The organism is Acinetobacter sp. GW821-FHT01C12, assembly GCF_059422625.1.
Window position 1 is genome coordinate 23629 of the sequence record NZ_JBWKXD010000009.1, and the last position, 23336, is coordinate 46964.

Annotated in this window: 20 protein-coding genes, 2 tRNA genes and 2 pseudogenes; 9 read left to right on the forward strand and 15 right to left on the reverse strand. The window is 35.4% G+C overall.

The genetic code is table 11. From position 1 onward, the window contains the following. Positions 1–120: 120 nt before the first annotated feature. Both AC07WY_RS16870 and AC07WY_RS16875 read left to right on the forward strand, forming a co-directional pair. Positions 121–211: transfer RNA gene (locus tag AC07WY_RS16870), tRNA-Ser, on the forward strand. Positions 212–293: 82 nt separating this feature from the next. Next, positions 294–623 (forward strand): annotated as a pseudogene (locus AC07WY_RS16875) (tyrosine-type recombinase/integrase); the annotation flags it as partial. 650 nt (positions 624–1273) lie between these two features. Here the strand turns inward: AC07WY_RS16875 and AC07WY_RS16880 are convergent. The 7 genes from AC07WY_RS16880 to AC07WY_RS16910 form a co-directional block, all read right to left on the reverse strand. After that, complete coding sequence (locus AC07WY_RS16880; protein WP_494736784.1) at positions 1274–1663, reverse strand: hypothetical protein; 390 nt, start codon at positions 1661–1663, stop codon at positions 1274–1276. Positions 1664–1876: 213 nt separating this feature from the next. Then, positions 1877–2755, reverse strand: coding sequence for an HNH endonuclease (locus tag AC07WY_RS16885; RefSeq protein WP_494736785.1), 879 nt, complete (start codon positions 2753–2755; stop codon positions 1877–1879). Continuing rightward, entirely contained in the window at positions 2755–4359 is a 1605-nt protein-coding gene (locus tag AC07WY_RS16890; RefSeq protein ID WP_494736786.1) for an AAA family ATPase, read from the reverse strand. The genes AC07WY_RS16885 and AC07WY_RS16890 overlap by 1 nt, the downstream gene beginning before the upstream one ends. 1 nt (position 4360) lies before the next feature. Then, positions 4361–7423, reverse strand: a complete 3063-nt coding sequence (locus AC07WY_RS16895; RefSeq protein WP_494736787.1) for a type I restriction endonuclease subunit R — start codon at positions 7421–7423, stop codon at positions 4361–4363. 7 nt (positions 7424–7430) lie between these two features. Beyond that, positions 7431–8549, reverse strand: coding sequence for a restriction endonuclease subunit S (locus AC07WY_RS16900; protein ID WP_494736788.1), 1119 nt, complete (start codon positions 8547–8549; stop codon positions 7431–7433). Further along, positions 8546–10033 carry a type I restriction-modification system subunit M gene (locus tag AC07WY_RS16905; protein WP_494736789.1) on the reverse strand — a complete coding sequence of 496 codons (1488 nt, stop codon included), beginning with the start codon at positions 10031–10033 and terminating at the stop codon, positions 8546–8548. The genes AC07WY_RS16900 and AC07WY_RS16905 overlap by 4 nt, the downstream gene beginning before the upstream one ends. Before the next feature lie 5 nt (positions 10034–10038). After that, on the reverse strand, positions 10039–11625 hold the full coding sequence (locus AC07WY_RS16910) for a type I restriction-modification system subunit M (RefSeq protein WP_494736790.1): 1587 nt from the start codon (positions 11623–11625) through the stop codon (positions 10039–10041). A 194-nt stretch (positions 11626–11819) separates the two neighbouring features. On the opposite strand from AC07WY_RS16910, the gene AC07WY_RS16915 reads away from it, so the two are divergent. Further along, positions 11820–13730, forward strand: a complete 1911-nt coding sequence (locus AC07WY_RS16915) for a hypothetical protein (protein ID WP_494736791.1) — start codon at positions 11820–11822, stop codon at positions 13728–13730. 11 nt (positions 13731–13741) lie between these two features. On the opposite strand, the gene AC07WY_RS16920 is transcribed toward AC07WY_RS16915, so the two are convergent. Next, a complete protein-coding gene (locus tag AC07WY_RS16920) occupies positions 13742–14749 on the reverse strand; it encodes an HNH endonuclease (protein ID WP_494736792.1) in 1008 nt (335 codons plus the stop codon). Then, positions 14749–15339 (reverse strand): class I SAM-dependent methyltransferase, encoded by a 591-nt coding sequence (locus AC07WY_RS16925; protein WP_494736832.1) that lies wholly within the window; start codon positions 15337–15339, stop codon positions 14749–14751. Before AC07WY_RS16925 ends, AC07WY_RS16920 begins: the two co-directional genes overlap by 1 nt. Positions 15340–16017: 678 nt before the next feature. Here AC07WY_RS16925 and AC07WY_RS16930 point away from each other — a divergent pair. The 4 genes from AC07WY_RS16930 to AC07WY_RS16945 are packed head-to-tail and all read left to right on the forward strand — an operon-like array spanning position 16018 to position 17268. Then, positions 16018–16272: a hypothetical protein gene (locus tag AC07WY_RS16930; RefSeq protein WP_494736793.1), complete on the forward strand. Its 255-nt coding sequence runs from the start codon at positions 16018–16020 to the stop codon at positions 16270–16272. Positions 16273–16275: 3 nt separating this feature from the next. Further along, entirely contained in the window at positions 16276–16404 is a 129-nt protein-coding gene (locus AC07WY_RS16935) for a hypothetical protein (RefSeq protein ID WP_494736794.1), read from the forward strand. Next, positions 16405–16632, forward strand: coding sequence for a hypothetical protein (locus tag AC07WY_RS16940; RefSeq protein WP_494736795.1), 228 nt, complete (start codon positions 16405–16407; stop codon positions 16630–16632). Between the two features lie 9 nt (positions 16633–16641). Next, positions 16642–17268: a hypothetical protein gene (locus AC07WY_RS16945; RefSeq protein ID WP_494736796.1), complete on the forward strand. Its 627-nt coding sequence runs from the start codon at positions 16642–16644 to the stop codon at positions 17266–17268. Positions 17269–17584: 316 nt separating this feature from the next. On the opposite strand, the gene AC07WY_RS16950 is transcribed toward AC07WY_RS16945, so the two are convergent. The 4 genes and pseudogenes from AC07WY_RS16950 to AC07WY_RS16965 form a co-directional block, all read right to left on the reverse strand. After that, a complete protein-coding gene (locus AC07WY_RS16950; protein WP_494736797.1) occupies positions 17585–17944 on the reverse strand; it encodes a DUF6572 domain-containing protein in 360 nt (119 codons plus the stop codon). A 245-nt stretch (positions 17945–18189) separates the two neighbouring features. Continuing rightward, positions 18190–18482 (reverse strand): annotated as a pseudogene (locus tag AC07WY_RS16955) (IS5/IS1182 family transposase); the annotation flags it as partial. A gap of 122 nt (positions 18483–18604) precedes the next feature. Then, positions 18605–19054 carry a DUF4265 domain-containing protein gene (locus tag AC07WY_RS16960; protein WP_494736798.1) on the reverse strand — a complete coding sequence of 150 codons (450 nt, stop codon included), beginning with the start codon at positions 19052–19054 and terminating at the stop codon, positions 18605–18607. Positions 19055–19589: 535 nt separating this feature from the next. Continuing rightward, a complete protein-coding gene (locus tag AC07WY_RS16965) occupies positions 19590–19910 on the reverse strand; it encodes a hypothetical protein (RefSeq protein ID WP_494736799.1) in 321 nt (106 codons plus the stop codon). Positions 19911–20192: 282 nt separating this feature from the next. Between AC07WY_RS16965 and AC07WY_RS16970 the strand changes: the two genes are divergently transcribed. Both AC07WY_RS16970 and AC07WY_RS16975 read left to right on the forward strand, forming a co-directional pair. After that, the gene (locus AC07WY_RS16970; protein WP_004718547.1) at positions 20193–20420 is read left to right on the forward strand and encodes a hypothetical protein; all 228 of its coding nucleotides are present in this window, start codon (positions 20193–20195) and stop codon (positions 20418–20420) included. Between the two features lie 345 nt (positions 20421–20765). Next, a tRNA-Thr gene (locus tag AC07WY_RS16975) sits at positions 20766–20841 on the forward strand. A gap of 102 nt (positions 20842–20943) precedes the next feature. Here AC07WY_RS16975 and AC07WY_RS16980 read toward each other — a convergent pair. Together AC07WY_RS16980 and AC07WY_RS16985 are read right to left on the reverse strand one after the other, a co-directional pair. Continuing rightward, complete coding sequence (locus tag AC07WY_RS16980) at positions 20944–21762, reverse strand: SAM-dependent methyltransferase (RefSeq protein ID WP_494736800.1); 819 nt, start codon at positions 21760–21762, stop codon at positions 20944–20946. A gap of 60 nt (positions 21763–21822) precedes the next feature. Then, on the reverse strand, positions 21823–23121 hold the full coding sequence (locus tag AC07WY_RS16985; protein WP_034611315.1) for an FAD-dependent oxidoreductase: 1299 nt from the start codon (positions 23119–23121) through the stop codon (positions 21823–21825). Between the last annotated feature and the right edge of the window lie 215 nt (positions 23122–23336).

Here is a 23336-nt window from a genome sequence, read left to right on the forward strand (position 1 = left end):
GATTCGTCTTCAAAAATTTAGACACTATTTTTGCGCAATCATATCACTGTGAAATTTTTTTTGCTCTAAATCAATTGTTGCTTGGCAGAAATCTTTTTTTTGGTTATTATCCCACGCCTTGGTGAAGTGTCCGAGTGGCTTAAGGAGCACGCCTGGAAAGTGTGTATACGTTTATAGCGTATCGAGGGTTCGAATCCCTCTTTCACCGCCATATTTATTCCAACCTCATCAATTGGAAGCTTAAACGCCTAAACTATAATGGTTTAGGCTTTTTTGTGTTTAATACTATCTGATTAGAATTACTAGAGAGCTTATTACCGCCCACAGGCAGAAAGCAGTATTTTTCTTACAATCACAGCACAGCCAAGCCTATGAGTAGTAATGCAATTTTGTGTGTGATCCGTACAATGGGTTATAACGGCAAGATGACAGGTCTTGGTTTCCGCGGACTTGCATCAACAACATTACATGAGCAAGGCTATATGCATGATGCTATTGAAATACAGCTAGCGCATACTGTTGGTAATGCTGTATCTCAAGCATATAACCATGCGCAGCACCTCGAATATAGAATAAAAATGATGCAGGAATGGGCTAATTTTATTGATGGGTTAAGGAAGTAAGCAAATATAAGGAATTGTTTAGAACTGGAAGTAGAGTTTCAATTTGAATTATTTTTTAAATACTTACTAGGCCAGGTTAGTAATTTCAAATTACTTAAGCCTTGCAAAATTATTCATGTACTTTCTTCATAATATTATAAGAGATATTTGCAGCACGGAGAAAAGTCATTCCAGCATAAATAATATATCCTAACCATATGAAAAATAATATTCAAAATTATTTTTAAGAAGAAAAATTCTGTAAAAGAAATAATAGAAAAACTAAGACCCCTTAATTGAGCTAATTAAATAACCATGTAGTTCAGTGATATAACCAGAATCTTTTAATTTTTCTAAAATATCAGTATTTCTTAGTGTCATGAACAACCCCATAATGGCCCCAATGAACCCAGCCCAAATTGCTCCAAAACGAATTCCAACAGATAAAAACTCAGCTTTCTTATCTAGAAAGCATGATATTAAAGATAAATCATATTTTAAATATATAAATAGTAAAGGCAGCTAATGCCAATACTATAGGGCCATATCTTTCACGATTTAAACCAGAGAATATGCTCATTATTGGGAACCTAAGAGTATTTTCTTCCATCCATTATATGCTTTTTCAAGATGTTCGTATCGTACGGCCTCAGACCATCTTTTATTAGAACTTAAAGGTACATTTTGAAAGACTTTTTCTCTCTATCTTTAATTAAATCAACAGTTTCAGGAGTATCGCCACCATCATCAAAACCTGTTGCCCTGACAGTCGAGGCAATACCATCTCTTGCAATCATTTTTGGAAATTTTTTAATACCGGCTTTAACTAAACCATCTTCAGGCTTTGCTGAGATTTTTAAATAGACACTTTTGGGGTTTAATTTTCCAACAGTGTCTATAGCCTGAGCCAATGTTTTTCCTTCTTGCCTCATTGCTGAGGTCATTTGATTGGGATGAATTTTAATTTCTAACTCTGTTAATGTATCTTTATTCTCCAACAGTGCTTCAGCATCTGGTTTTAATTTGACTAAAAATTCATATTGTTTTGGGGTTTCATTCACATCTTGAATATAGATATTTAAATACTCATTAATTGCACTTACTCTAACGGTTGTTTATGTTCAAATTTATTTACTTTATATAATTCAATAGTAAGTGATGGATTATATTTAGCCATGTTCTACCCTAAAAATTTTAAATTATTGGTTATTAAAAGAATATAACAGATTCTTTAAAAAATTATGCTTCTAATACTGGGTTAAATCAACTAATAATTATATAATTTCAACAATTTTCTGCTCGTTTAAATATTTAATCAATCCATCGCACATCCCTACCTCCCAATAATTTACAAAAGGTGCATCATCAATATCAGGCTGAATTACCTCACTAATAATTTCCTGAATACTAATACCTTGGTCCATTTCTCGCTTAATTGATCTTAGTTTAGATCGCAATGATGCCGTAGCCTGTTTAGCATACCTACTCGATAAATTGAAATCATTAAAGTATTTATCAGCTCTTTTATTATCAACCTCACTCCAATCATCTGGAGCATTGACGTAATATTGGAATTCGCCAGGCTCATCAAAACTTGAACCTGCAATGTAATTTGCTGTTATCCACTGCTCTTCAAAAAATATTGGTTTGTCTAGATATGGATGTATCGTTTGCTCTTCATCAGTTTTTGCATATCCAACTTTCTTTTCCCCCATATTACAATCTCGACAAGATGGTACAAGGTTTAAAGGATATATACTAAATTGAGGAAATTCTGCTTTAGGTAAAAAATGATCTAGAGTAGCCGGATCCCCAATACCGCCACAAAAAGGACAATCACCTTTCGCAGACGCTAATATTGCATCGTAGATTACTCTTACTTTTTTAGCTTTAGGCACAAAATATTGCGTATATAATTTCTCATAATCATCTTTAGTACTTCTAATGCATATTGCATCATGAAATCTGATTAATGGCACATAAGTATAAATTATCCCCTGATTAACCCCAGCATCATATAAATTTGCGTCTAAAAGTAGATTTCCCTTATTAGCTTTAATTCTCGCTTTTATACTTTGAGTATCCGCGATTCCTTCAATACATAAATCAATTACATCATTATAGTTATGATCCGGCTTAATTAATCTTTTCATTATTGATCACCTTTATCCCTTTCAGTAATCATTACTTTTAGTAAGGCTCGGCCTTCAAAACCAATCTGATTATCAAATTCAGTAATAATTTCTTGATAGCTCTTTCCTTCATCGATAGCCTCTTGAAGTAAACTATGAAATCCTGAAGTTGTAACTTCCAGTCCAAAAACTTCGGTAGTTAAATCACTTACACTTTCACCAAACGTTTCTATTTTTGGTAAATCAATCTGCATACTTTTACCATGTCTAAATAATTTCCAAACACAAGCTCGCGGAACTTCTTGAAGAACTACCGGAGAATGAGTTGCTATTAGTGCTATAGCATTTCTAGATTTTAAAAGATCAGATAAAGCTCGTATAAATGCCGACAATAAAGGTGGATGTAAATGGCTTTCTGGCTCATCCAATAACACTAGAGAACGCTCATCAACTTTTTCAATCAGTCTTGTGATTGTCATAAATACGACTGAATGTCCCGAGCTCATACGTTTTAAAATACTTAAAACATGATCTTCATATTCTTGTTTCATTCTTTGTTTTTTTTCTACATATTCAACAGAATCAGACCTGTCATTAATACGGTAACTCTGTGCTAGATCTTGATAAAATTCCTTTAAATTTCCTAAATTCATTTCAGCAAAATTTTTATCTGATGATAGTTTTTGAATAACTGTCATCCATCTTTCAGCTTTATCTTGATGTGCAAAGCAATTCATCAGAGATCGAATGCATTCGATTCTCAATTCTTTAAAACCCAATAGCTGTTCATCATCACCTGGTTTTTTTAGACCTAAATAAAAATAACACGTTCCTTTTGCAGGATCAGACTGCTCAGCTGGAGGCATAAATGGGTCAAATGCGCTAAAAGATACCGAAATTAATGAGCTAAAATAATCTTTATCATTCGAATTATATCTATGATCTAGAGGCTCTATTCGGCATCGTTGATTATTTTCAGAGCCTCTAATAGATGAAATAATATCATTTAATACTGTGGTTTTACCCACGCCATTACGACCTATAAGTGCATGGATATTTGTTGGAGGTTTAGTATCAACCTCTACATTAAAATATAATTTGATACCACTCATTTTCTCACTTTCATCACGTATGAAATGAAATTGAAAAGGCGTAGATTCATTGTCTCCATCTAAAACACTTTTAAATTTTCCTCGAATTGAGGCTATATATACGTCCCTTAATAATGAGCTACCAAAAACTGTTTCATCTTCAATTATTGGAAGCAAGTCTGGATGAGCAACTAAGTCATTTAGCCCTTTTAAGTAACTTGTTCTTGTTCTCTCAGGCATAGCACTTAATTTTTTATAGTAATTTGTATTTTGACCTAAAGAGAAATAGTCTTCTGAAAGCTTGTTAAAATGCTTATCTATTTTTTCAGATGTTGCATTAGCACTTCCTTCCTCTTGTCCCTTATAAGCAATTTTTACATCTCCTAACTCATAACCTTTGCCATTTTCATCAAAGACTTTTACTTGGAATAATGTGTAATATGAAAAGTCATTCCAATTATCGATACGCAAATATGCCGTATTCCGGCCTTCGCTAGGCAACCATGTACCACGACTTAAAACTTTAAATTCCATCTTAATAATGCTCCTTGATATACCCGTAAGCCTTATCAAAAAGCTCTTGATCCTTCCCTAAACCAAACTTATTCAATGTAATGATTAATGCTTTTTTAACCTCACGTGGGCCACTTATCGAAGTTTGCCAGCCATCAAATCGTGTAACTTTTACAATCTCATCTATTTGCTCTACGATCTGACGGATAATATCTGGTGTCTTTTCAGGTCGCGTTTCAATAAAAAGCTTGGTTAAAGCCTTTTTATTATCAAGCTCAGTTACTAGCGTATCTCCTGTTTCACGTTCTGCCTGAACAGTTTCTTTTGCTGTTTCAAGCAAGCCTTTCAACCAATCAATCGCTTTAATTACGCCGGCTTCATAATCTTGGCGCAATTTTTCTAAACGCTCACCAAGTTTTACAAAGCGTGGATCATCATGACCACGTAATCGACCAAGTAAATTGATTTCAAGCTGACTTGCTTTACGCTCTTGCTCTTTCTCTGTAAGCGTAAAGATTGCATGCTCATCCATGGTCAGTGAGCTAATATCATCACGAATACGGTTTACATCGGTATTTTCATGGATCATCTGAATCACTTGAGGACCAAGTGCTGCCCAAATTAACGAGCCTGTACCTGTTGCAGGACGAATACTTTCATAAATTTGTGCAAGCCATTTAAAATCTTGCCGATATGGATTTAAGAAGTTATCGGGATAAATCGCTGTCCAAAGTTTATTGACCACACCAAATGCACGAGCAAAGTTGTCTCGTTTTTCATTGATAGGTAGGCATTCCTGTGCAGCCATAATACCTTCGAAGCCTTCCACTGTTCGATCTACACCCGGGAAGAAATCTAAACACTTCTGTAAAGCAGGTTGGAATAACTCTTTAAAGCTCTCAATTGCCTCAACCACCTTATCAATATCTTCTGGGTCATAAGCAAGCGCCGTGCGTAAATTTTCAAACACGCCAAGATAATCGACAATTAAGCCCATCTCTTTTTTAAATCCGTCTTTTTCATATAGACGGTTAGTTCGACACATGGCTTGAAGTAAGGTGTGATCTCGAAGCGGTTTATCCAGATACATGCAGTAGCAAATCGGTGCATCAAAGCCAGTCAGCAACTTCGCTGTCACGATAATAATCTCTAATGGATTCTCAGCGTCTTTATAGCCTTCTAAAATATCTTTCTGTGTTTGGCTATCCGCATCAATTTTTTGCCAACGCTCAAAGTCATCTTTTTCTACTGGTAATTTGAGCTCTTCTTTCCAACGGCGCCAGTCTTTATTAAGCTTCCCTTTTTTATCACCCTCAGTCACTTCAATTGGGGCACGGTCCACATTCATAATGACTTCAATACTGTCCTTACCAAATTTCTCTTTCAGTAAGTAGTACATTTGCACACACGCATCACGATCATAGACTACGACCATCGCTTTAAGCTTTTTTGGTCTGACATGTGAGTTAAAGTGTTCAACAATATCTTCACTAATACGTGCCATACGTTTAGGCGCTTTAAGCATTAGTGCTAACTTACCCGCACGGCGCGAAAGTTGTGCTTTTTGGTCATCAGACAGATCATTTTCTTTGGCAAGTTTTTCAAACTCAGCATCTATCGTTTCACGGTCTACACGTAGCTCGGCCAAGCGAGGCTCAAACTTCACAGGATTAGTTGCAGCGTCACGGATAGACTGTTTATAGCTATATTTATTCATATAGCGACCTTCATCCTCTTCTGCACCAAAGAGCTTAAAGGTATTTTTTTCTAGTCCTGAAATTGGTGTCCCCGTTAAACCAAAGAAGAATGCATTTGGTAATGCCCAACGCATTTTTTCACCCAATGAGCCTTCTTGAGTACGGTGTGCTTCATCCACTAGGACAATGATATTACTTCGGTCATTTAAGCCATTTGTATTATCTTGATCAATCTCAACATCTTGGAATTTAAAGATGGTTGTGATGAGAATGCCACGACTGTCTTGTTCAATATGCTGTCCAAGTTTTTTACAGCTTTGAACAGGTACAAGGTTCTTAATATCTGCACCACCAAAGGTATCGTTAATCTGACCATCTAAGTCTTTACGGTCTACAACCACCAAGACTGTCGGATTCTTGAGCTTCTTGTCTGCACGTAACATTTGTGCTGCATACAGCATGAGTAATGATTTACCAGAACCTTGGAAATGCCAGATTAAACCTTTCTTTGGATAGCCTGCTTTCACACGATCTACAATTTGCGATGCTGCTTCAAACTGAGGGTACCGTGGCAGAATCTTAATTTTTGTTGGTGCTAAGTTCTTACCAATTTTTACCGATGAATATAGTGTGAATGATTGTAGTAGTTTTAATAGTGTATTTGGATTCAATAAGCCTGCTGTGCTTTCAAGCACTGATGCCAAGCCCGGTAAAATTTCGTCTCGCTGTTCCGTCTTATGCCATGGACCCCAATCTTTTAATCGTGCGTTGATTGCGCCGTAGGCAAAGGTTTTACCTTCTGAAGCAAAACACAGTAAGTTAGGTACAAAAAAAGGAGCAACGTTACTCCAATAATTTTTTGTTCCACCACAGAAATCAGCAGCTCCGTCTTCCCAGCTTATTGCAGGACGGGTTGCTGTCTTCATTTCACCGACGACAAGCGGTATACCATTTACGTATAAGACAATGTCAAAATACGCTTCTGTGGTTGCAATAAAATGGACTTGTTTGGATACCACATAATGGTTGTTTTCAAGATTACTGTAGTCAATCATGTGAATGGTGACATGTTCACCATGCTCACCAAAAGGTAATGACTTCTCTGCTTTTAGCCATTCATAGAAGTTTTCATTGGCTTTAACCAAGCCTGTGTGCTTTGCATCTAAAAATACAGCACGCAGTTTATAGATGACTTCATCCGCATAGTCTGGATTGGCTTGGATAGCAGGGTTGAGTTTAATCAACGCCTGCTTCAGCCAAGTCCCCACCAAGACATCTTGTGGAGATTTAGGAATTGCATCTCCCGATACAAATTGCCACTTCACCCCATCTAAATTTTTTAGTTTTTGGACAATTGCTTCTTCTGGTCCATTTGATTCGTTAAACATATTAACCCTAAATAGTTGCTACTAGCATTTTTTGAATATTCAGCAAATTATTTTGCTTTTGTGATAGCAAGTCTTGCAATGTTATTAATTTATCTAAAGTATTAGTAAGTTTATTCGCCTCACTTTCACTTATATCAGGCACACTCCAAGCATTTAACTCAGCACTTGAAATATTAGGAAAAGTAGACCCTGCCCCTTTAGCCTGTTGATATATCAGCTCCCTTAAATGACAAAGAATATGATAAACATACCTGTTTGATACTCCCTCTCTTGCTTTAATAGCGGCCAATCCTCTACCGATACAATACTCTTGATCAGCTATATTCATTCTTCCTGTTGTACTTCCTCTAACACAAAATAGAATACTTCCTTTTTCAGCTATTCTTGTGATTTGAGAGGTAAACTGAACAGGAATTGGAGAAGTTTTTGTGAATTCAGTTGGGCCATTGAGCAAAGGCATAGTACTAGCATCTTCAAGCTCAGTGACATTTTCACCTTTAGGTGATTGCCCCATAATTATTTCAGCTATAGCACCTAAATTACTCGTTTCCTTACTTTCAGTGAAAAATTTATTCCTAATAGTTTTTATTAAATTATCAATTTGATCATTCAAATTATTTATTAAACCAAACATAAGGTTTATTCTTGATAAACACTCAATACTATTAGAATCAAATGTAGTTAAATTAAAACTTAATTTTTCTAATTCCTTAAATTTAGTTCGTGGTGATAATGAACCTGATGATGTCTGAATTGCATGATTCCAAAATTTTTCCGATTGAATTATGAAAGGTAATAATTGAGCTATAAAATCCTTACTGCTTGGTTCAACAACAATAATATCTCCGCTACAAACACCTTCAAACTCAGCAATAGCAGCTTTTTTAAGGTAAGGACGGCGCTTACCAATTAAGATATGTCCTTTTTTAAACACACGTGTAAAAGTTGGATTATCTTCAGCAATTAAGCCCCAACGTTTAATTTTTAAGGAGCCTGAATCTAAATGCTCTAAACCAATATATTTATCATAACCATCTGCAATTGGGTCTTTAGTCGTCAATTTTACTTCACGACAAATATCACCAAACTTTACTTCTTGATATTCCATATTCAAATCAGTACTCATACATCTTGCTCCACTGATTGAACATCTAAACTTTTTAAATCTTTCATCAAATCTGCAACTAAATCTTTTAACTGTTTACGGTTATCTACCCAATCATCCAAAAGCTGATCCATAGATACCGTTTCTTGTTCTTTCTTTAAAGACACATATAAAGGAATAGAAAGGTTATGATTGTTTTGACGGACTTCATCTAAATCCACCAAACGTGCAATCTCACTCTCTTCAGGCTTAAAGTAAGCATTCACTAACACTTCTAAATCTTTTTCAGAAAGTCTGCTATGCGCACGCTCACGCGTGACATGCTCTACACCGTTAATAAAGAGAATCTTATTTTTACGTTCTTTAAGCTTATTGGTTCCCAAAACAACAATACAAGACTCCATTGGCGAGTTATAGAACAGGTTTGGACCTAAACCAATGACCGCATCAATAACGTCTGATTCGATCACTTGCTTACGAATTTCAAACTCTGAATCACGGAACAATACGCCGTGTGGCCATAGCATCGCACCGCGACCTGTATCTGGCTTTAAACTCTTAATGATGTGTGTATAGAAGCCATAATCGGCACAGCCTTGTGGCGGTATACCATACATATTGCGATGAAAAGGATCTGCTGAGAATTTCTTACGGTCCCATTTTTTAATTGAGTACGGCGGGTTAGCCAAAATCACATCAAACTGCTTAAGCTGATCTTTTTCAATGAACTTTGGCTCACCTAAAGTATCACCACGGCGTATATCAAACTCTTCAATGTCGTGCAGGAACATATTCATACGCGCAATTGCAGACGTCAGTAAATTGACCTCTTGCCCATAGAGCTTAACACTGCGCCATTCTTCGCCATTTTCACGCAAGTCCATCACAGCATTGAGCAACATCCCGCCGGTGCCACAAGTTGGATCGTAAGCGGTTTCGCCTGGCTTTAATTCCATGATACGAGTCATGAAATGTACCACAGTACGGTTGGTATAGAATTCCGCCGCCGTATGGCCTGAGTCATCCGCAAACTTCTTAATCAAGTATTCATAAGCCTGTCCAAGATCGTCTTGCTTGACCTTATGTAAACCCAAATCAATCTTACTAAAGTGCCCAATCAGGTCTTTGAGTAAATGGTCTGGCAAACGCTCTTTATTAGTCCATTGCGCATCACCAAATACACCTGCTAAACGCTCATTTTTCGCTTCGATAGTGCGTAATGCCGTTTGAATGGCTTTACCAATTTCCTGAGTCGTTTCTTTTACTGTTTTCCAACTTGCATCAACAGAAATTTGAAAGCGATGGAAATACTCAGCATCAAACAGGTCATCCGTACCCATTTCTGCACGAGCATCAGCTAGCTCATCATCATAAACATCAGACAAACGTTTAAAGAAAAGAAGCGGAAAGACATACTGCTTATAATCTGACGCATCAATTTGCCCACGGAGGAATTCGGCAGCACCCCAGAGTAGGTCTTCTAATTTTGCATTTTCACTCGCCATTTGACTTAACCTACATCCTTAATCTTAAACCCTTGGGCTTTTAACAACGTTTCTAACTCTTGTTCAGCTTTCTCTAAATCTTTCATTTTGTTGGTGAAGTCACTTAAAGCCTGCTCTAGTGTCATGGTCTCCTGTTCTAAAGGCTTTTGAACATAACGTGCAATATTTAAGTTAAATTCATTCTCTTCAATTTCAGCAAATGGTACCCAACGTGATTGCCCAATCAGCTCTTGATGTTCATCTTTTGCCTTGATGTAAAGATCATAAATTTCATCAGATTGCCCATTAGTTAATGTGTTTTGTGCACGACCTTTAGTAAAGATTTCTTCAGCATTAATGAAGAGCACTGGTGGATTAATCCATGTTCCATCTTTTTGCTGAGTAGGTTTTCTATCTTTACGCAATACTAAAATACAGGCAGCAATACCTGTTCCATAGAATAGGTTTTGTGCAACACCAATCACGGCTTCAAGCTTATTGGATAATAAAAGTTGTTTACGAATCTCAAGCTCTGAGCCACCTCGGAATAATACGCCGTGGGGTAATACAACCGCCATGCGACCATCATCTTTGACTGAAGCCAACATGTGTTGAATCCATGCAAAATCACCGTTGGTTTTTGGCGCCAAGAAACTCTTACGTACAATTTTGTTTTTTTTAGGTTCTGCGCTACTTTCATCAGGTTCTTCAACCATATAGACATTTCGTGCATACGGATCTGAGGACCATTTGTTATAACCCCATTCTTTCAAGCTGAATGGTGGGTTTGCAATCACGCAGTCAAATTGCTCAAGCTGGTCGTTTTGCAGGAATTTAGGCTCAAGTAAAGTATCACCACGTACTATTTGGAAGTCTTCTTGTCCATGTAAGAACAAGTTCATACGAGCAATAGCTTCAGTTGTCAGGTTCTTCTCTTGGCCTTTCAAAATTAATGAACGTGGATCACCACCATTTTCAGCAACGTGATGAATCGTTTCCAAAAGCATACCACCCGTACCACACGCTGGATCATATATGCTTTCACCTGACTTTGGATCAAGAATATTCACTAACAAGCGAACAATTGAACGTGGTGTATAGAATTCACCTGCTTTTTTATTAGCTTTATCTGCAAAACGTTTAATCAGGTATTCATATGCACGACCCATGTCATCATTGCGAACGTCATTAACACCAAGGTGATACTTATTAAAATGTCCCAATAACGTAATTAACAGCTCATCTGACAATCGTTCTTTATTGGTCCAGCTTGCATCACCAAAAATACCATAAAGATTTTCATTGGCCTGTTCAATTTTATTGAAAGCCTCTTTTAAATGCTTACCAACATCTTTTGTATGTGCGATCACATCTGTCCAATGGCAAGCTTCCGGAATATCAATACGGTGGAACATTGGCCCACGAGCGAGCTCTTCATCACCTATCTCTTCAATTGCCTCTTCTAGCTCTTCGTCATAAACATCACAAATACGTTTAAAGAAAAGTATGGGGAAAATATAGGTCTTATAGTCTGAAGCATCTATCGGACCTGTGATGAGATGTGCTGCTTCCCACAAATGGGTTTCGAGATTTTTCAAATCTAACAAGGTCATAACAATAAAAAGCATCAAATTCAAAGAATACAAGTATAATTGATAATTACAATTTTTGGTGCCTAGCAGCAAATTTATTGAGTTCAAACAGATAAATATAAGTTACTATTTTTTAAACTAGGTTTTCATTTATTTTGTTTATACAGAGATACGACTTCAAGCTAATTTTAAATTAACGATTAAAAATTTACTTCATGAAAAATTATATTCCATTCAATGCTACTGCATTACCATTTACAAAACTTACCAGCGAGCAATTTGAACAATATTGCGAATGGCTACTTTATAAAGACAAAGAATTAACCAATGTTCATCGTATTAAAGGCAATGGGCACTATCAAGGTGGGCTTGATATCAGTGCCAATTTTGTAAAATCTCCTAAAAAGCTAGCTGTGTATGAATGCAAATGCTGGAAAACTTTATCAATTCAAGAACTAGATAAAACTATAAAAAAGTTCAAGCAGAACGACTTACTCCCTAACATAAATAAATATGTCATTATCCTTGCGCAAGAAGAAGTACCTAGAAATATTTCAAAGAAATGGAATGAAATACACATAGACTTACATTCTTTAGGAATTGAATCCGAGTTATGGACAGCCATTACCTTAACCACAATGTCACAACCCTATCCAGACATTGTTAGCAAATTCTTTCCCATGGCTCCAGAAAGCCAGTTTTATAATGAATGGATGCTTAAAACACACTTTATTGAAACATTACATAAAGCGTTAATCGATCCTAATGAAAATAATCGAGAAACTGCTAAAGAATTTCTTAATTTCTCTTCATTAAATTTTTCAGATTTTGACGAAACCTTTTTTGAGGATGGCAATTGGAAAATTAAAAAAAAATGGATTGAAATTTCGGCTTTATTACCTACACAAAACCATGTCGGCTCTGCCACTATTACGGTCAAAACTCATGATGCTCATGGAGTAATTGTAATTTTAGAAAATAAATGGATGTTAGAAAATTTCTTAGGAAACTCAGGACAACCCACTCACTCTCGCTATAGACCATTTTATATTGGTAATCCATTAAATCAATCTGAAATTATAGACTTACAAAACTGTCGTTTTAATCTCCCAATTGAAGTTATTCAACAAATTACAGAAGTTGCGGACAATCTTACTATTGCCTATCTTGAAGCGATACAAAAAATTGAAGATAAATGGAAAGCTTATAACTTTCCATTTATTTCATGGCATGGACGAACATATATCGCGTTATGTACATTACCCAAGGAAATTTGGGATTTGATGATTAATTTTACAAATGTTCATGATGTAGACAATGGAAATACTGAATGGCATATGTTTTCAGCATCTCGGAATTTCATACAACTATATACAGGAGAAAAATATAAACCTGTAGAAGATGTTTATCACGGTATGTTTTGGGCAGAAAATATTGAAGATATCAATGATAAAGATGAACTCACCTTGTTATGGGAACCGCCCCTTAGCAAAATTCCTGTATCCGAAAAACAATGGTGGCCTTGTCAAACTTCTTTTGAATGGATAACAGAGAAACTTATTCCTGAAGCTATTAATTGGAATAAAAAGAAGAATTTTTTTTCCTACTTTAGTTACTCAAAAAAAATCAAAAAATTAAAAGATCTAAAGAACTTTGGTTACATGAGGGATATTCGTAAATTTGCGTTACTCAAGGATCATTACTATCGAAGTTTAGGTGTATTAAAAACAATCGAGATCTTGCAAGCTTTCTATATTTCCCCCCAAAGTAGCCGTGCCTATTTCACTATGAATGAGATTTCACAACTATATCTTTGTCTCATTTCTTTAGTCGAAAATGCAAAAGGCTATTTTTCTTATATATCTTCTAAACTTGATTTTTATAATGAAGAATTCGCAAATTTTGAGGAACTTCTTAATGCACTCAGAAGTAGAGTAGAAGAAGAGATCTTTTTAATGAATAATCATGAAATTGAACTTATTTTCAGAGCCATGGGTGAATGTATCTATCGTGATGATTCATGGATAGATATCAAATTAAAAGAGGAAATTTATTTAGCTATTAAACCTTTTATAGAATTCCATGACCATCAACTACTTATAGATAGATACTCTAGATTTATGTAGATGCTTATGGCTTATTTACCCCATAACAAATACCCATTCTCCTTTGCCTGTCTGTATGCCCAACTCGCAACACTATGCGATCTTTCAATATCCGTCAGAAATCCAAGCTTTGATAACTCGTCCGCAATGAGACTATCAAAGTTTTGGTTTCTCTCTTGCCATTGAAACAAAAATTCTTCTGATGCTAAGAAATCACTTTTAGCTAAATTGCATTTTTCATCTGCAAGTACAAAATTATGACCTGTATCTGCTGGGTACATAGCCCAAGGTATAAAATGATCTACAGCCCACTTATTTTGTTTAATTGGCTTTTGGCAGTAGAAACACTTACACATTTGTAGGTCAACTAAAAATTCTCCTACTTGGCGGAGTTGATTTCGACTTGGTTCAAACATGAATGTTGCTAGATCAGGCAAACCATCTAAAACCAATAAATTCCCTTTATTTAACCTTACAAAATCAACCCATTTCTTTTGACATAACTCTTCAATAATTTCACTAAATTGACGCAAGCAATACATGACGTTTGGTAAAAGTATGAGCTGTTTTCGAGAATCTTCTAAACGATATAAAAACTCAACATTTTGGCCTTTAAAATTTTGCAAATAAGTTACAGGCATCCTCTTTACGGTATCAGCCACTTTCTTTTTCAATTGCAGCCAGTACAAATGATCTCGTCTAGCTAAGGCTAGAGATTTATAACTTTGCTGGGCAGTGTGAATTAAGCTAATAATTCCTGCTTGCTTGCCATTATTCTGCTGTAATAGGAACGGTTCATTTTCATTAAAATGGAATGGAAGCGTTTGTTTCCAATATAAATCTATAAATTTCTCAGAAATATCTAAATAATCTAAAGTTAAACTTTCTGCCGTGTCTTTTCCTTGTTCAATTGCCAAACGACAAAGACTCATCAATAAGGCGAGTTTATACGTTGAAGAAAAACTTCCTGAATGTAGTATTTGTTGAATCTGTTTCAAAAACTTGAGCTGTTGCTGTGGTGAAGGTATAAATATTGACATTATTTATTCATTTTTTGAAATACGATATTAAGCCAATCTTCATTATGATCAGGACGTTTATCAATGATAATCCATTGTTGTAACAGTAAAATATTATCAAACTCTCTTAATAAGTTTCGTATTTGTAATTCATTTAAATCTGTAAAATCCCTGCCATCTTTATGGCGATCTTTTTCACCATATTTAAATGACATATAGCAAATACCATTCATCTTTAACGCTGCCAAAATTTTACCTATTACTTCAGGTAATCGTTTTCTTTCGCAATGCAGTAACGAAGCACATGCCCAAATGCCATCATAAAGATTTAAGTCAGACAGCTCATAGAAACTTTCAAATCGTACATCTATTCCAACTAATTTGCTGGCTTTATCCACTAACATTTTTGAATAATCTGTTGCTACAACTTGATAGCCTTTATTCTTAAAAGCCAAAGTATCTCTACCTGAACCACAGCCCAAATCAAGTATCAATGCATTGTCTGGTAAATATCTTAAAAAGGATTGATATAAACTCTCCATATCTATTTGAAAAGTAGATCCAAAAAATTCTACTGCATTGATATCGTAATAATTCAAGTTTAGTTTCATCATTATATTTGGTAATTTTCCAATTCTACCAAAAATAACAGAGCTATTACTCCCTCTATTCGTGACTTTTCAACTGACGGCCCTCACTCCATTGATGTATCTTCAACCTACTAAGACCAAAATGAAATGATTACCCTTAAGACTTCAACCTTTTTATTTTAAACCTACCCAAACAAAACTCTTTTCAACACACACATTTGACTAAAAGTGCCCGCACTATTATCCTTTCCCTGCTGGCCTACATTGCCAGCCGGTTTTGACAGACCGTTGTATATAGCGCATCGGATTTTTACTTTCTGAGTATAAGTCTTATGTGAAACCTTCTCGTCCCCCTTTGCGGTAGAACGGGAGGGGGACGCGTTCGCGCGTGCTGGTTCTATATGCCCAGTCTGTCAACCCCTTTTCGTTCTGCCTCCATAATCAATTGACAGTGATTCGGCAGAACTTCTATTGCATATAGGAGTAGTCGCCATGACTAAGCATTTTTTACTTTTATTCTTTTCTCTAAAGCCATATTGGGAACCTCCCTGTTTCTGGCAAAAATCATAGATTTCATTTCGGCTTAAATTGATCTAAAGACTTATAGGTACTTTGGACTGCCTACACGTGTCTTTAATTTGATCACTTTGCTGAATTCAGCTATTTCAAAATAATCAAAACAATAAATGGGAGAGAATCATGAAAACTCTAACTTCAATTTTAATCATCAGTTGCTCACTAATGACACTGGGCTGCGCCAGCAAGTCAGAGCGAGAATTTATCAGCGGTTGCCAATCCACAGGCATGGAACGTAGTGCATGCAAATGTGCCTACAAAAAACTCGAAAGCAAATATGGAGAAAAAGGTTTAAAGAACAATCTTTACACACTGAGCCAGACTGAATCATTTCAATACGACTTGATGCAAAGTGGCCTGCAATGCATGAGGGAATAAGCTATGAGAGCCATTGCAGGAATCATTTGTGTGATTGTGGTCATCTGTTTTCTCGGCCTACCGTTTATTGGCTTGATGATCTTTTTTGGACTGTTCTACCTACTTCTTAAATTTGCGCTTGGGGGAAAATAAATGAATACATCAATTAAGTCTTTGCTGATCAGAGCTTACTTTATTATCGGGTTGCTGTTTGCCATCTATCAAAACTTTTGGGGCCAACAAAGCTATAAATCATTTGCCTATCACTTAGGTCAAGGCATCGTTTGGCCTGCGGTGATGTTTCCCTCAGTCGGAAAATTCATTGGGGGAATACTTATTTTATTGATCATTGGCGGAATGGTTTTATTCCGTTCTAAATAAATGACCAATATGGCTACATTAAATAAAATATTAAAAGGATATAATTATATGAAAAATCATCAACAAACCATTTTCAATCTCATCATCGTGATTGCCCTTGCTGGGATTGCCTATCTTTTACTTATTCAATCTAAGCAAAACAAACAGGACAATAATATACAAGCAAATATTAATCCTGACCAATTACAAGTCTCTCAACTTGAAGCAGATCAACAAACTATTCCAGCAACTAATCTCTCTATTCCAACTACTGAATTACAACGGTCGAAAACATCTAATACACGATCAGATTCTAAATCAATCCCAGTCGTTGAGAGTTGTGGTGCTAACGAATACAGTGTGGATTGTTATAATGATTCTGTACCGCGTTTAAACTTTATGTACAGTATGAATTTGGATAAGCCTACCTTGATTGAATCCATAAGTTTAGGTAAACCTATTGGGTTCCCTGATATGCTGATTAATGAAGTTAAAATAACAGCTAAAGATGGTCATTCATGTGAAGTAGATACATGGAGTCTAGATGGTGAAACTTTAACTGATATGGGGCTAAATGTTTCACTGATACCCTGTCCAGAAAAACAGATCAAACATGTTGATATAAAAATTAATGGAAAGTTTTACCGGTTCGTTTAGTTTTTCAGACAAACCGACTTGTACAATATACAAATCGGTTTTATTTTTCATTGAAATGCCAAACTGTCTTGTGGTTTCTAAGACATTACCATTATTTTCTTCAATTAGTTTTATTACTTCTGCTTTAAATTCAGCTTTATAAATCTTCTAGTTTTTGCTCATGGTTAAATTCTGATAAGTATCTATATTTCATCAAGTTAAAGCCTCTTTTTTTAAACATGCATCATTTAAAACCACAGCCTCTTCTTAATCAAAGACAACGATTTATTAACATCTTATAAAATAGAAATTCTCTTAATCCATTTAAAGTTATCAATTATCCTTCAAAAACTCTATAAGTAATCAGTATATTAATTTTAGCTAAAAAATCTGTAACATCAACAAAAAAGAGTGTGCTAAATACATTGAATTCATTTGGCTGTACTATCTCAATACTTGTTTTTTCAATTTCATGAGAACCAAATTTCTCAGCAATTTCATCTGAAAAAATGTACTTTACATATAAATTAATTTTATCTGTTAATAATTGAGCATGAGCGGTATTTTTTTCATCAATATCACTATTACGCACGCTATCATCATCCCAAAAGTAACTATCTAAAATCATTAATTTCAAATGTTTTTCATCTGAAATATATGCAATATAGTCTATTTCATCAAGATTTGTGATACTCATATTAATGTCCAACTTAAGATAACTATCCGGCTGTAAAATTAAAAATAGCACTATTTCCTGATTGTGCTTAAAAGAATATCCATGGCCCCTTAACTACCCCCCTTTTTAATCTGTGGCTTATTTACTTTTTGACCTAGTGTAAAAGAGACTCTACAAGATACTTTGCATTGAGGATAAAATTTAGCACATAGACGGCTATGTTGCACATAGATTTAGGAGTTAATACTTTCCCAAGTAATTAAAATTTAAGGTATCACGTAGATATGAGGTCTGCCTAATTCAGTAAATTTATTCAATACCACTACACATGCATGAATTTAATTGACCCAGCTTTCAAAGTTTCTTGCCCTCAGTTTGTCGCCTAGTAATTTAACGCAGTGCATCTTAGTTCCCACTAAACTTCCTAAGTGGTAGCCTGATCATTTTTCTATATCGTCCGGCCTAAATGCTTTACTTTATCGAGTAGCACATTACGTTTCATCGAACTTATTCCAGTATCTTTTCATGATTTTCCATTCTTCCTTTGTGGAATAATCGAAACAATATTAACAGCAATATAATGTATTTAAAAATCAATCTAAAATAGGAATAAATAATAAAAGCTACCTAAGAATTTCAATAATTTAAAAATCTAATATCCAATTAATTTCTAATTTAAACCTACAACAATTCACTCCTATGTTTTTCTGACAAACAACTCTCTTGATAATCCATTATTTTAGAATTTCCTTCTAAAAACAATTTTATTTTTTTATAATCTAAATCCTTATTAATGTTTAATGAATAATAACTACCACCAACAAACCCAACCCAGTTTATACTGTACCCCTCGATTTCTTTTAAAATTTTCTGCACAATTATAGGATCATAATTAAAGAAGACGATTCTTATAGTAGAGTTCTCTGATGTCTCTAATAAATCCTCAAAATATAGTTGTTCATCACCTAACTTTTCTACCAAAAGAATATCACCTAAAGCCAAATTAGGTGCATACAAAGGAATATTTTCAATAACATATTTATCCAAACCAATCTTACGACCGAATACAAGCTCTTTAGATAAAATATTATCCACATTATAATAAGGAACTATAATTTTTTCTACACTCATCTAATCAGACTCAATTAATTTAAAAATCCATTAAAAATAAAACCGATAAAATAAACATTTTATTCTAGAATATTTATTCTATTAAAATTGAACACCATTTCAAATAATAATTATCAGCAACTTCATTCGGGAACCGACTTGTAAATTATACAAATCGGTTTCTATTTATCTAACACCTCAACTATAAGTTTTGGACTGTGTTGAAAGCATAGAACTTGTCATACCGATTGGCGTTACGGATATGCTGGTCGGTTTCTATTTATATAGCGCCCAACTACTCATCGCAAACAGCTTTTGATAAAAACATTTCACTGAACCTCAGCACAGTAAAACTAATAATAGATCTATATAAAAACTATTTGTTTCAACCTATAACATTGTTTAATACTTTTCAGCTTATCTGAACTTGATCGCTTACTTGTACGCTAGCTTGAGCGGTAACTTGATCGCTTAGAATTGCATCTAGTCATATGTCTATAGCACAACCAAACCCTCTATTAACCATAACACTGTAGCCGAAATAAAAAACAATCTTTTATCTCGACTCAGTTGGCATTACAACATCCGCAGACTGACACACCTCTTGCCACTTGAGTTTAAAATCATCAATGGCTTTTTGTCGGGTTAAAGGAATTTGATAAATTGGGACACCCTTTGCATCGTCAATCATACCTTTTAACAATACCTGTTCTTTTGCAGACAATGCTTCAGGATTAAAATCAACATCATCTAACGACAAACCGTTTTGACGTAACTGCATTAACATTTCGGAGGTCTGTTCAAGTAACTGACATTCTTTAGGAGCTTCAGCATGTGCGGCAGAAACCAATAATAATAAAATACTGAATCGTTTCATTCTCAATTGTTCTAGTTTTTACTTAACTTAGTTATACGATATTTGAGCTCTTTTTTGAAGCAAATAGATACATATCCACTCAACTAAAAAGACAATTGACTATTTCAATTCCAACTTTCTTGAATTAGTATCAAGTGAAAAGAACTTCTAGCACGATTCAAAGGAGGTGAAATACAAAATAAAAATCATATAGATGTAACGTTCTCTTAAGATAATCATGATGCGGTACTTATTAGCGATTCAAACAAGTTAAAAGCATAAAACTGCTATTCGGGAGTGACAATGAATAACAGCGCCAATTATGTAAGACAAGTCAAAAATGCTAAACGTGGTGGATACACCCCAACTATTGCCAAAGATGTAAATAAGCATAAAATTCAGAAAGCTATCCAATTGATTGAGCAATGGAGAAAACTCGCAAACGAATTGAAACCCCAAATGCAAATAGATATGGCAATCACCCTAGAAGAATGCGCACAAGATCTGGATCATATTTTAAGGAGAAAATAAGTCTATATTTCAAAACTGATAAAGATTTATTGATTTAACCCCAAATACTCAAGGCTTACCCCTCCGTAAGCCTTTTTAGTCGGAAGCTTAAAGCGATTACTAATCGTTGCTCTAGTTGTCATTACTCTAATTGCCGTTACTCTAGCTATCTTTGCTATTTTGTCTGCCCGCAAATTAAAAGCGGAAAAACCCTTTGCTCTCTAAAAATCTAAGCATTCATACCACACGGCATTATCAGCTTCTAAACAAGACCCGATCGCTAAAACTATAAATATTAAAGATTATTCAATTGTTTATTTTTTGGCTTGCAATCTTATAAATATTCTGTAAAATTCTCGCCACGTTGCCGGCATAGCTCAGTTGGTAGAGCAACTGACTTGTAATCAGTAGGTCCACAGTTCGAATCCGTGTGCCGGCACCATTTTTACTTAGCCTTGCTTTTTTAGTGAGGCTTTGTTGTTTTTGGCTTAGGCATTTTCTTATAATTTTTAAATCTACTTGCTATCATCACAAATCATAAAAATTACGTTTTGACTGCACTGAGCTGTATATATCGAACGATTCCCTCTTCAAATAGCCTTTGACAAACTTTTGCGGTCATTTGTATTTTGATTTGATCTAATCCTCCATGCGCTGTTTTCGCTCGTGTCGCAATATATTGACTAAAGCCAGCAAATACTGCTGTGGATATATCTTCAAGCGCGATTTGCTCAAGACCATGCTGTTGCAGTGCATGATTGATTTGGGTCGCAGTCATTAGTGATTTTAAATCGACATCAGCGGCTTTAAGTAGCCATTTATATTTCATTTTTTGTTTTGAATTTAAAACTGTGTCTGAAAGCATCAACGTATGAAAACCCAAACGACCTTTTGAATTTAAAATTGGAACAACTGAATTTAAAAATAAATTTAAATCGCTGTGGTAAACCGCATCAATACACAACACCACATCAAAAGGTTGCGTCAATAAAAGCGTATTTAAATTTAAAAAAGATTGGCAGTGAATCGCCTTAATCTGTGGGAGTTGTTTTTGAATTTTATCAACACACTGTTGTTGTAACTCAACCGCTTCTAAGTCTTGAATTTGATAGTGTTCTAACCAGTATTTTAAACTGGCACCCTGACCACAGCCTAGGTCTATTACCCGATCATGTTGATTAAGCTGTACCGCTTGTGCAAGTCGTTCAGCAAGTTGCTGACAGGCTTGAGGGTAAGAGGATGTAGCCTTATCCCAATACCCTAAGTTGGTCCAAGCACACTCAGCATCATCTCCTAACATTTTTGCATCGATTGCATATTTATGTTTTGGAATTTTTTGCTGAATCGCTTGAAGCCATTTCATTTTAAATCATTCACTTATTCAGTTATGAATTCATTAAGCTTTATATGAATTCATTGAGCTTTAATAGCCAAGTTGCGGAGCCACCTCAACTTTAGGTTTTAATCCTACAAATGGCAATGGTGCACCAAAAATTTCTGCGATATGCATTGCAGAAGTCACTGCAGATTCAAGAATGGGCAAACCATCACATGACCATGAGCCACAATAGAATACTTTGCGGTTGGCGACTTTATGACGCGCTTGCAATTCGATGTTTAAAGCCACTGTTTCAGAATCCACCACAGCACGGGTTAAGGTCACTGTAGAAATGACTTTCTTCGGATCGATACTGGTCACAGGACGCCATGTTTGGAACACTGGAGATTTACCCACCAAACTTGGTTCAATCGAATTCAGCCAAACTGTGAATTGTTGTTTGGTAAATTTACGATCCATCATATAGCTCAATACAGCCCAATCTTTACGATTTGGCGGCATCACGGATGCATCGGTATGCATAACCAATTCGCCTTGCTCAAACTTAAATTTTTGCAATAAAGCGATATCGTCAGCAAATTGTTGTTTATTTAAAAAGTTTTCTAATTTATTAGTCGGTGTTGCAACCACTACACGGTCAAATTGAAATTGCTCACCTTGTGCATTTTCAACCAGAACAGCATTACCCTGTTCCTCAACTTTGGTAATTTCAGAACCGCTATGAATATCAATACCTTCAATCAATTTATCGACAAAAGCAGGCGTTCCACCATGTAAACGCAATAAAGCATCACCATCGGTTAATTGCTTTAAAAAGATTAAGAGCGGTTTTGCTGGCCATTCACCAATAGTTTTAGGGTCACAGGTGCAAATGGTATAAAGCACAGGCATCACAGCACCATGCCAAAATACCTCTTCAATATCATTGTGATTGATAAAATCAGCAAGGGTAATGTCTTGATTTTTAGATTTAAAAAATTGAGAAATGGCGGTTTTAAGCTGCAACATCCCTTTGACTAAACGCCAACCATACTGCTTAATCCCTTTACGGTTATTGATAATGGGGAAATTACCAATACGGGTACGTGATGTAGTCAACCAAGTTTCTGTTTTATCTTCAAATAACCAACTGCATGCCATAAAGGTACGCACTGGAAAGGTTTTTATGCCAAGGTGTGTTGCAAGGCTCAGTGTATTTTTCCATAAATGCTGATTCATCACGCGCAAAGGTGCATCAATTAGACCACCTTCAAACTCAATGCTGTGACTATCCATACCACGACCAGGTAATGCTTCGAAGATGGTAATGTTATGACCTGCATCTTTAAGAATTCTTGCGGTGGCCAGGCCAGCCATACCACTACCAATCACTGCAATATCCAAAGTTATTATCCGTGCGTAACCATTTTTTTTATTATGAGCTATAGCCGATTAAATCACGGTATTAAAAAGTTCCAGTTTTAACTTTTTTTGTTGGAAATTTTTTAGGAAAAATCTCCATTCCTCGGTGTTTATTTAATTTTAGTGGTTTTAGACCAAGCTCTTGTGCGACACCCTGCTTATACTTGATTGATATTTATATATATAAAAAAATACTG

Bases quoted from the DNA above. Each gene is read 5' to 3' on its own strand.
- AC07WY_RS16885 (WP_494736785.1), bottom strand. From the start codon at position 2,755: ATGAAAAGATTAATTAAGCCGGATCATAACTATAATGATGTAATTGAT.
- AC07WY_RS16890 (WP_494736786.1), bottom strand. From the start codon at position 4,359: ATGGAATTTAAAGTTTTAAGTCGTGGTACATGGTTGCCTAGCGAAGGC.
- AC07WY_RS16895 (WP_494736787.1), bottom strand. From the start codon at position 7,423: ATGTTTAACGAATCAAATGGACCAGAAGAAGCAATTGTCCAAAAACTA.
- AC07WY_RS16900 (WP_494736788.1), bottom strand. From the start codon at position 8,549: ATGAGTACTGATTTGAATATGGAATATCAAGAAGTAAAGTTTGGTGAT.
- AC07WY_RS16905 (WP_494736789.1), bottom strand. From the start codon at position 10,033: ATGGCGAGTGAAAATGCAAAATTAGAAGACCTACTCTGGGGTGCTGCC.
- AC07WY_RS16910 (WP_494736790.1), bottom strand. From the start codon at position 11,625: ATGACCTTGTTAGATTTGAAAAATCTCGAAACCCATTTGTGGGAAGCA.
- AC07WY_RS16915 (WP_494736791.1), top strand. From the start codon at position 11,820: ATGAAAAATTATATTCCATTCAATGCTACTGCATTACCATTTACAAAA.
- AC07WY_RS16920 (WP_494736792.1), bottom strand. From the start codon at position 14,749: ATGTCAATATTTATACCTTCACCACAGCAACAGCTCAAGTTTTTGAAA.
- AC07WY_RS16925 (WP_494736832.1), bottom strand. From the start codon at position 15,339: ATGAAACTAAACTTGAATTATTACGATATCAATGCAGTAGAATTTTTT.
- AC07WY_RS16930 (WP_494736793.1), top strand. From the start codon at position 16,018: ATGAAAACTCTAACTTCAATTTTAATCATCAGTTGCTCACTAATGACA.
- AC07WY_RS16935 (WP_494736794.1), top strand. From the start codon at position 16,276: ATGAGAGCCATTGCAGGAATCATTTGTGTGATTGTGGTCATCTGTTTT.
- AC07WY_RS16940 (WP_494736795.1), top strand. From the start codon at position 16,405: ATGAATACATCAATTAAGTCTTTGCTGATCAGAGCTTACTTTATTATC.
- AC07WY_RS16945 (WP_494736796.1), top strand. From the start codon at position 16,642: ATGGCTACATTAAATAAAATATTAAAAGGATATAATTATATGAAAAAT.
- AC07WY_RS16950 (WP_494736797.1), bottom strand. From the start codon at position 17,944: ATGAGTATCACAAATCTTGATGAAATAGACTATATTGCATATATTTCA.
- AC07WY_RS16960 (WP_494736798.1), bottom strand. From the start codon at position 19,054: ATGAGTGTAGAAAAAATTATAGTTCCTTATTATAATGTGGATAATATT.
- AC07WY_RS16965 (WP_494736799.1), bottom strand. From the start codon at position 19,910: ATGAAACGATTCAGTATTTTATTATTATTGGTTTCTGCCGCACATGCT.
- AC07WY_RS16970 (WP_004718547.1), top strand. From the start codon at position 20,193: ATGAATAACAGCGCCAATTATGTAAGACAAGTCAAAAATGCTAAACGT.
- AC07WY_RS16980 (WP_494736800.1), bottom strand. From the start codon at position 21,762: ATGAAATGGCTTCAAGCGATTCAGCAAAAAATTCCAAAACATAAATAT.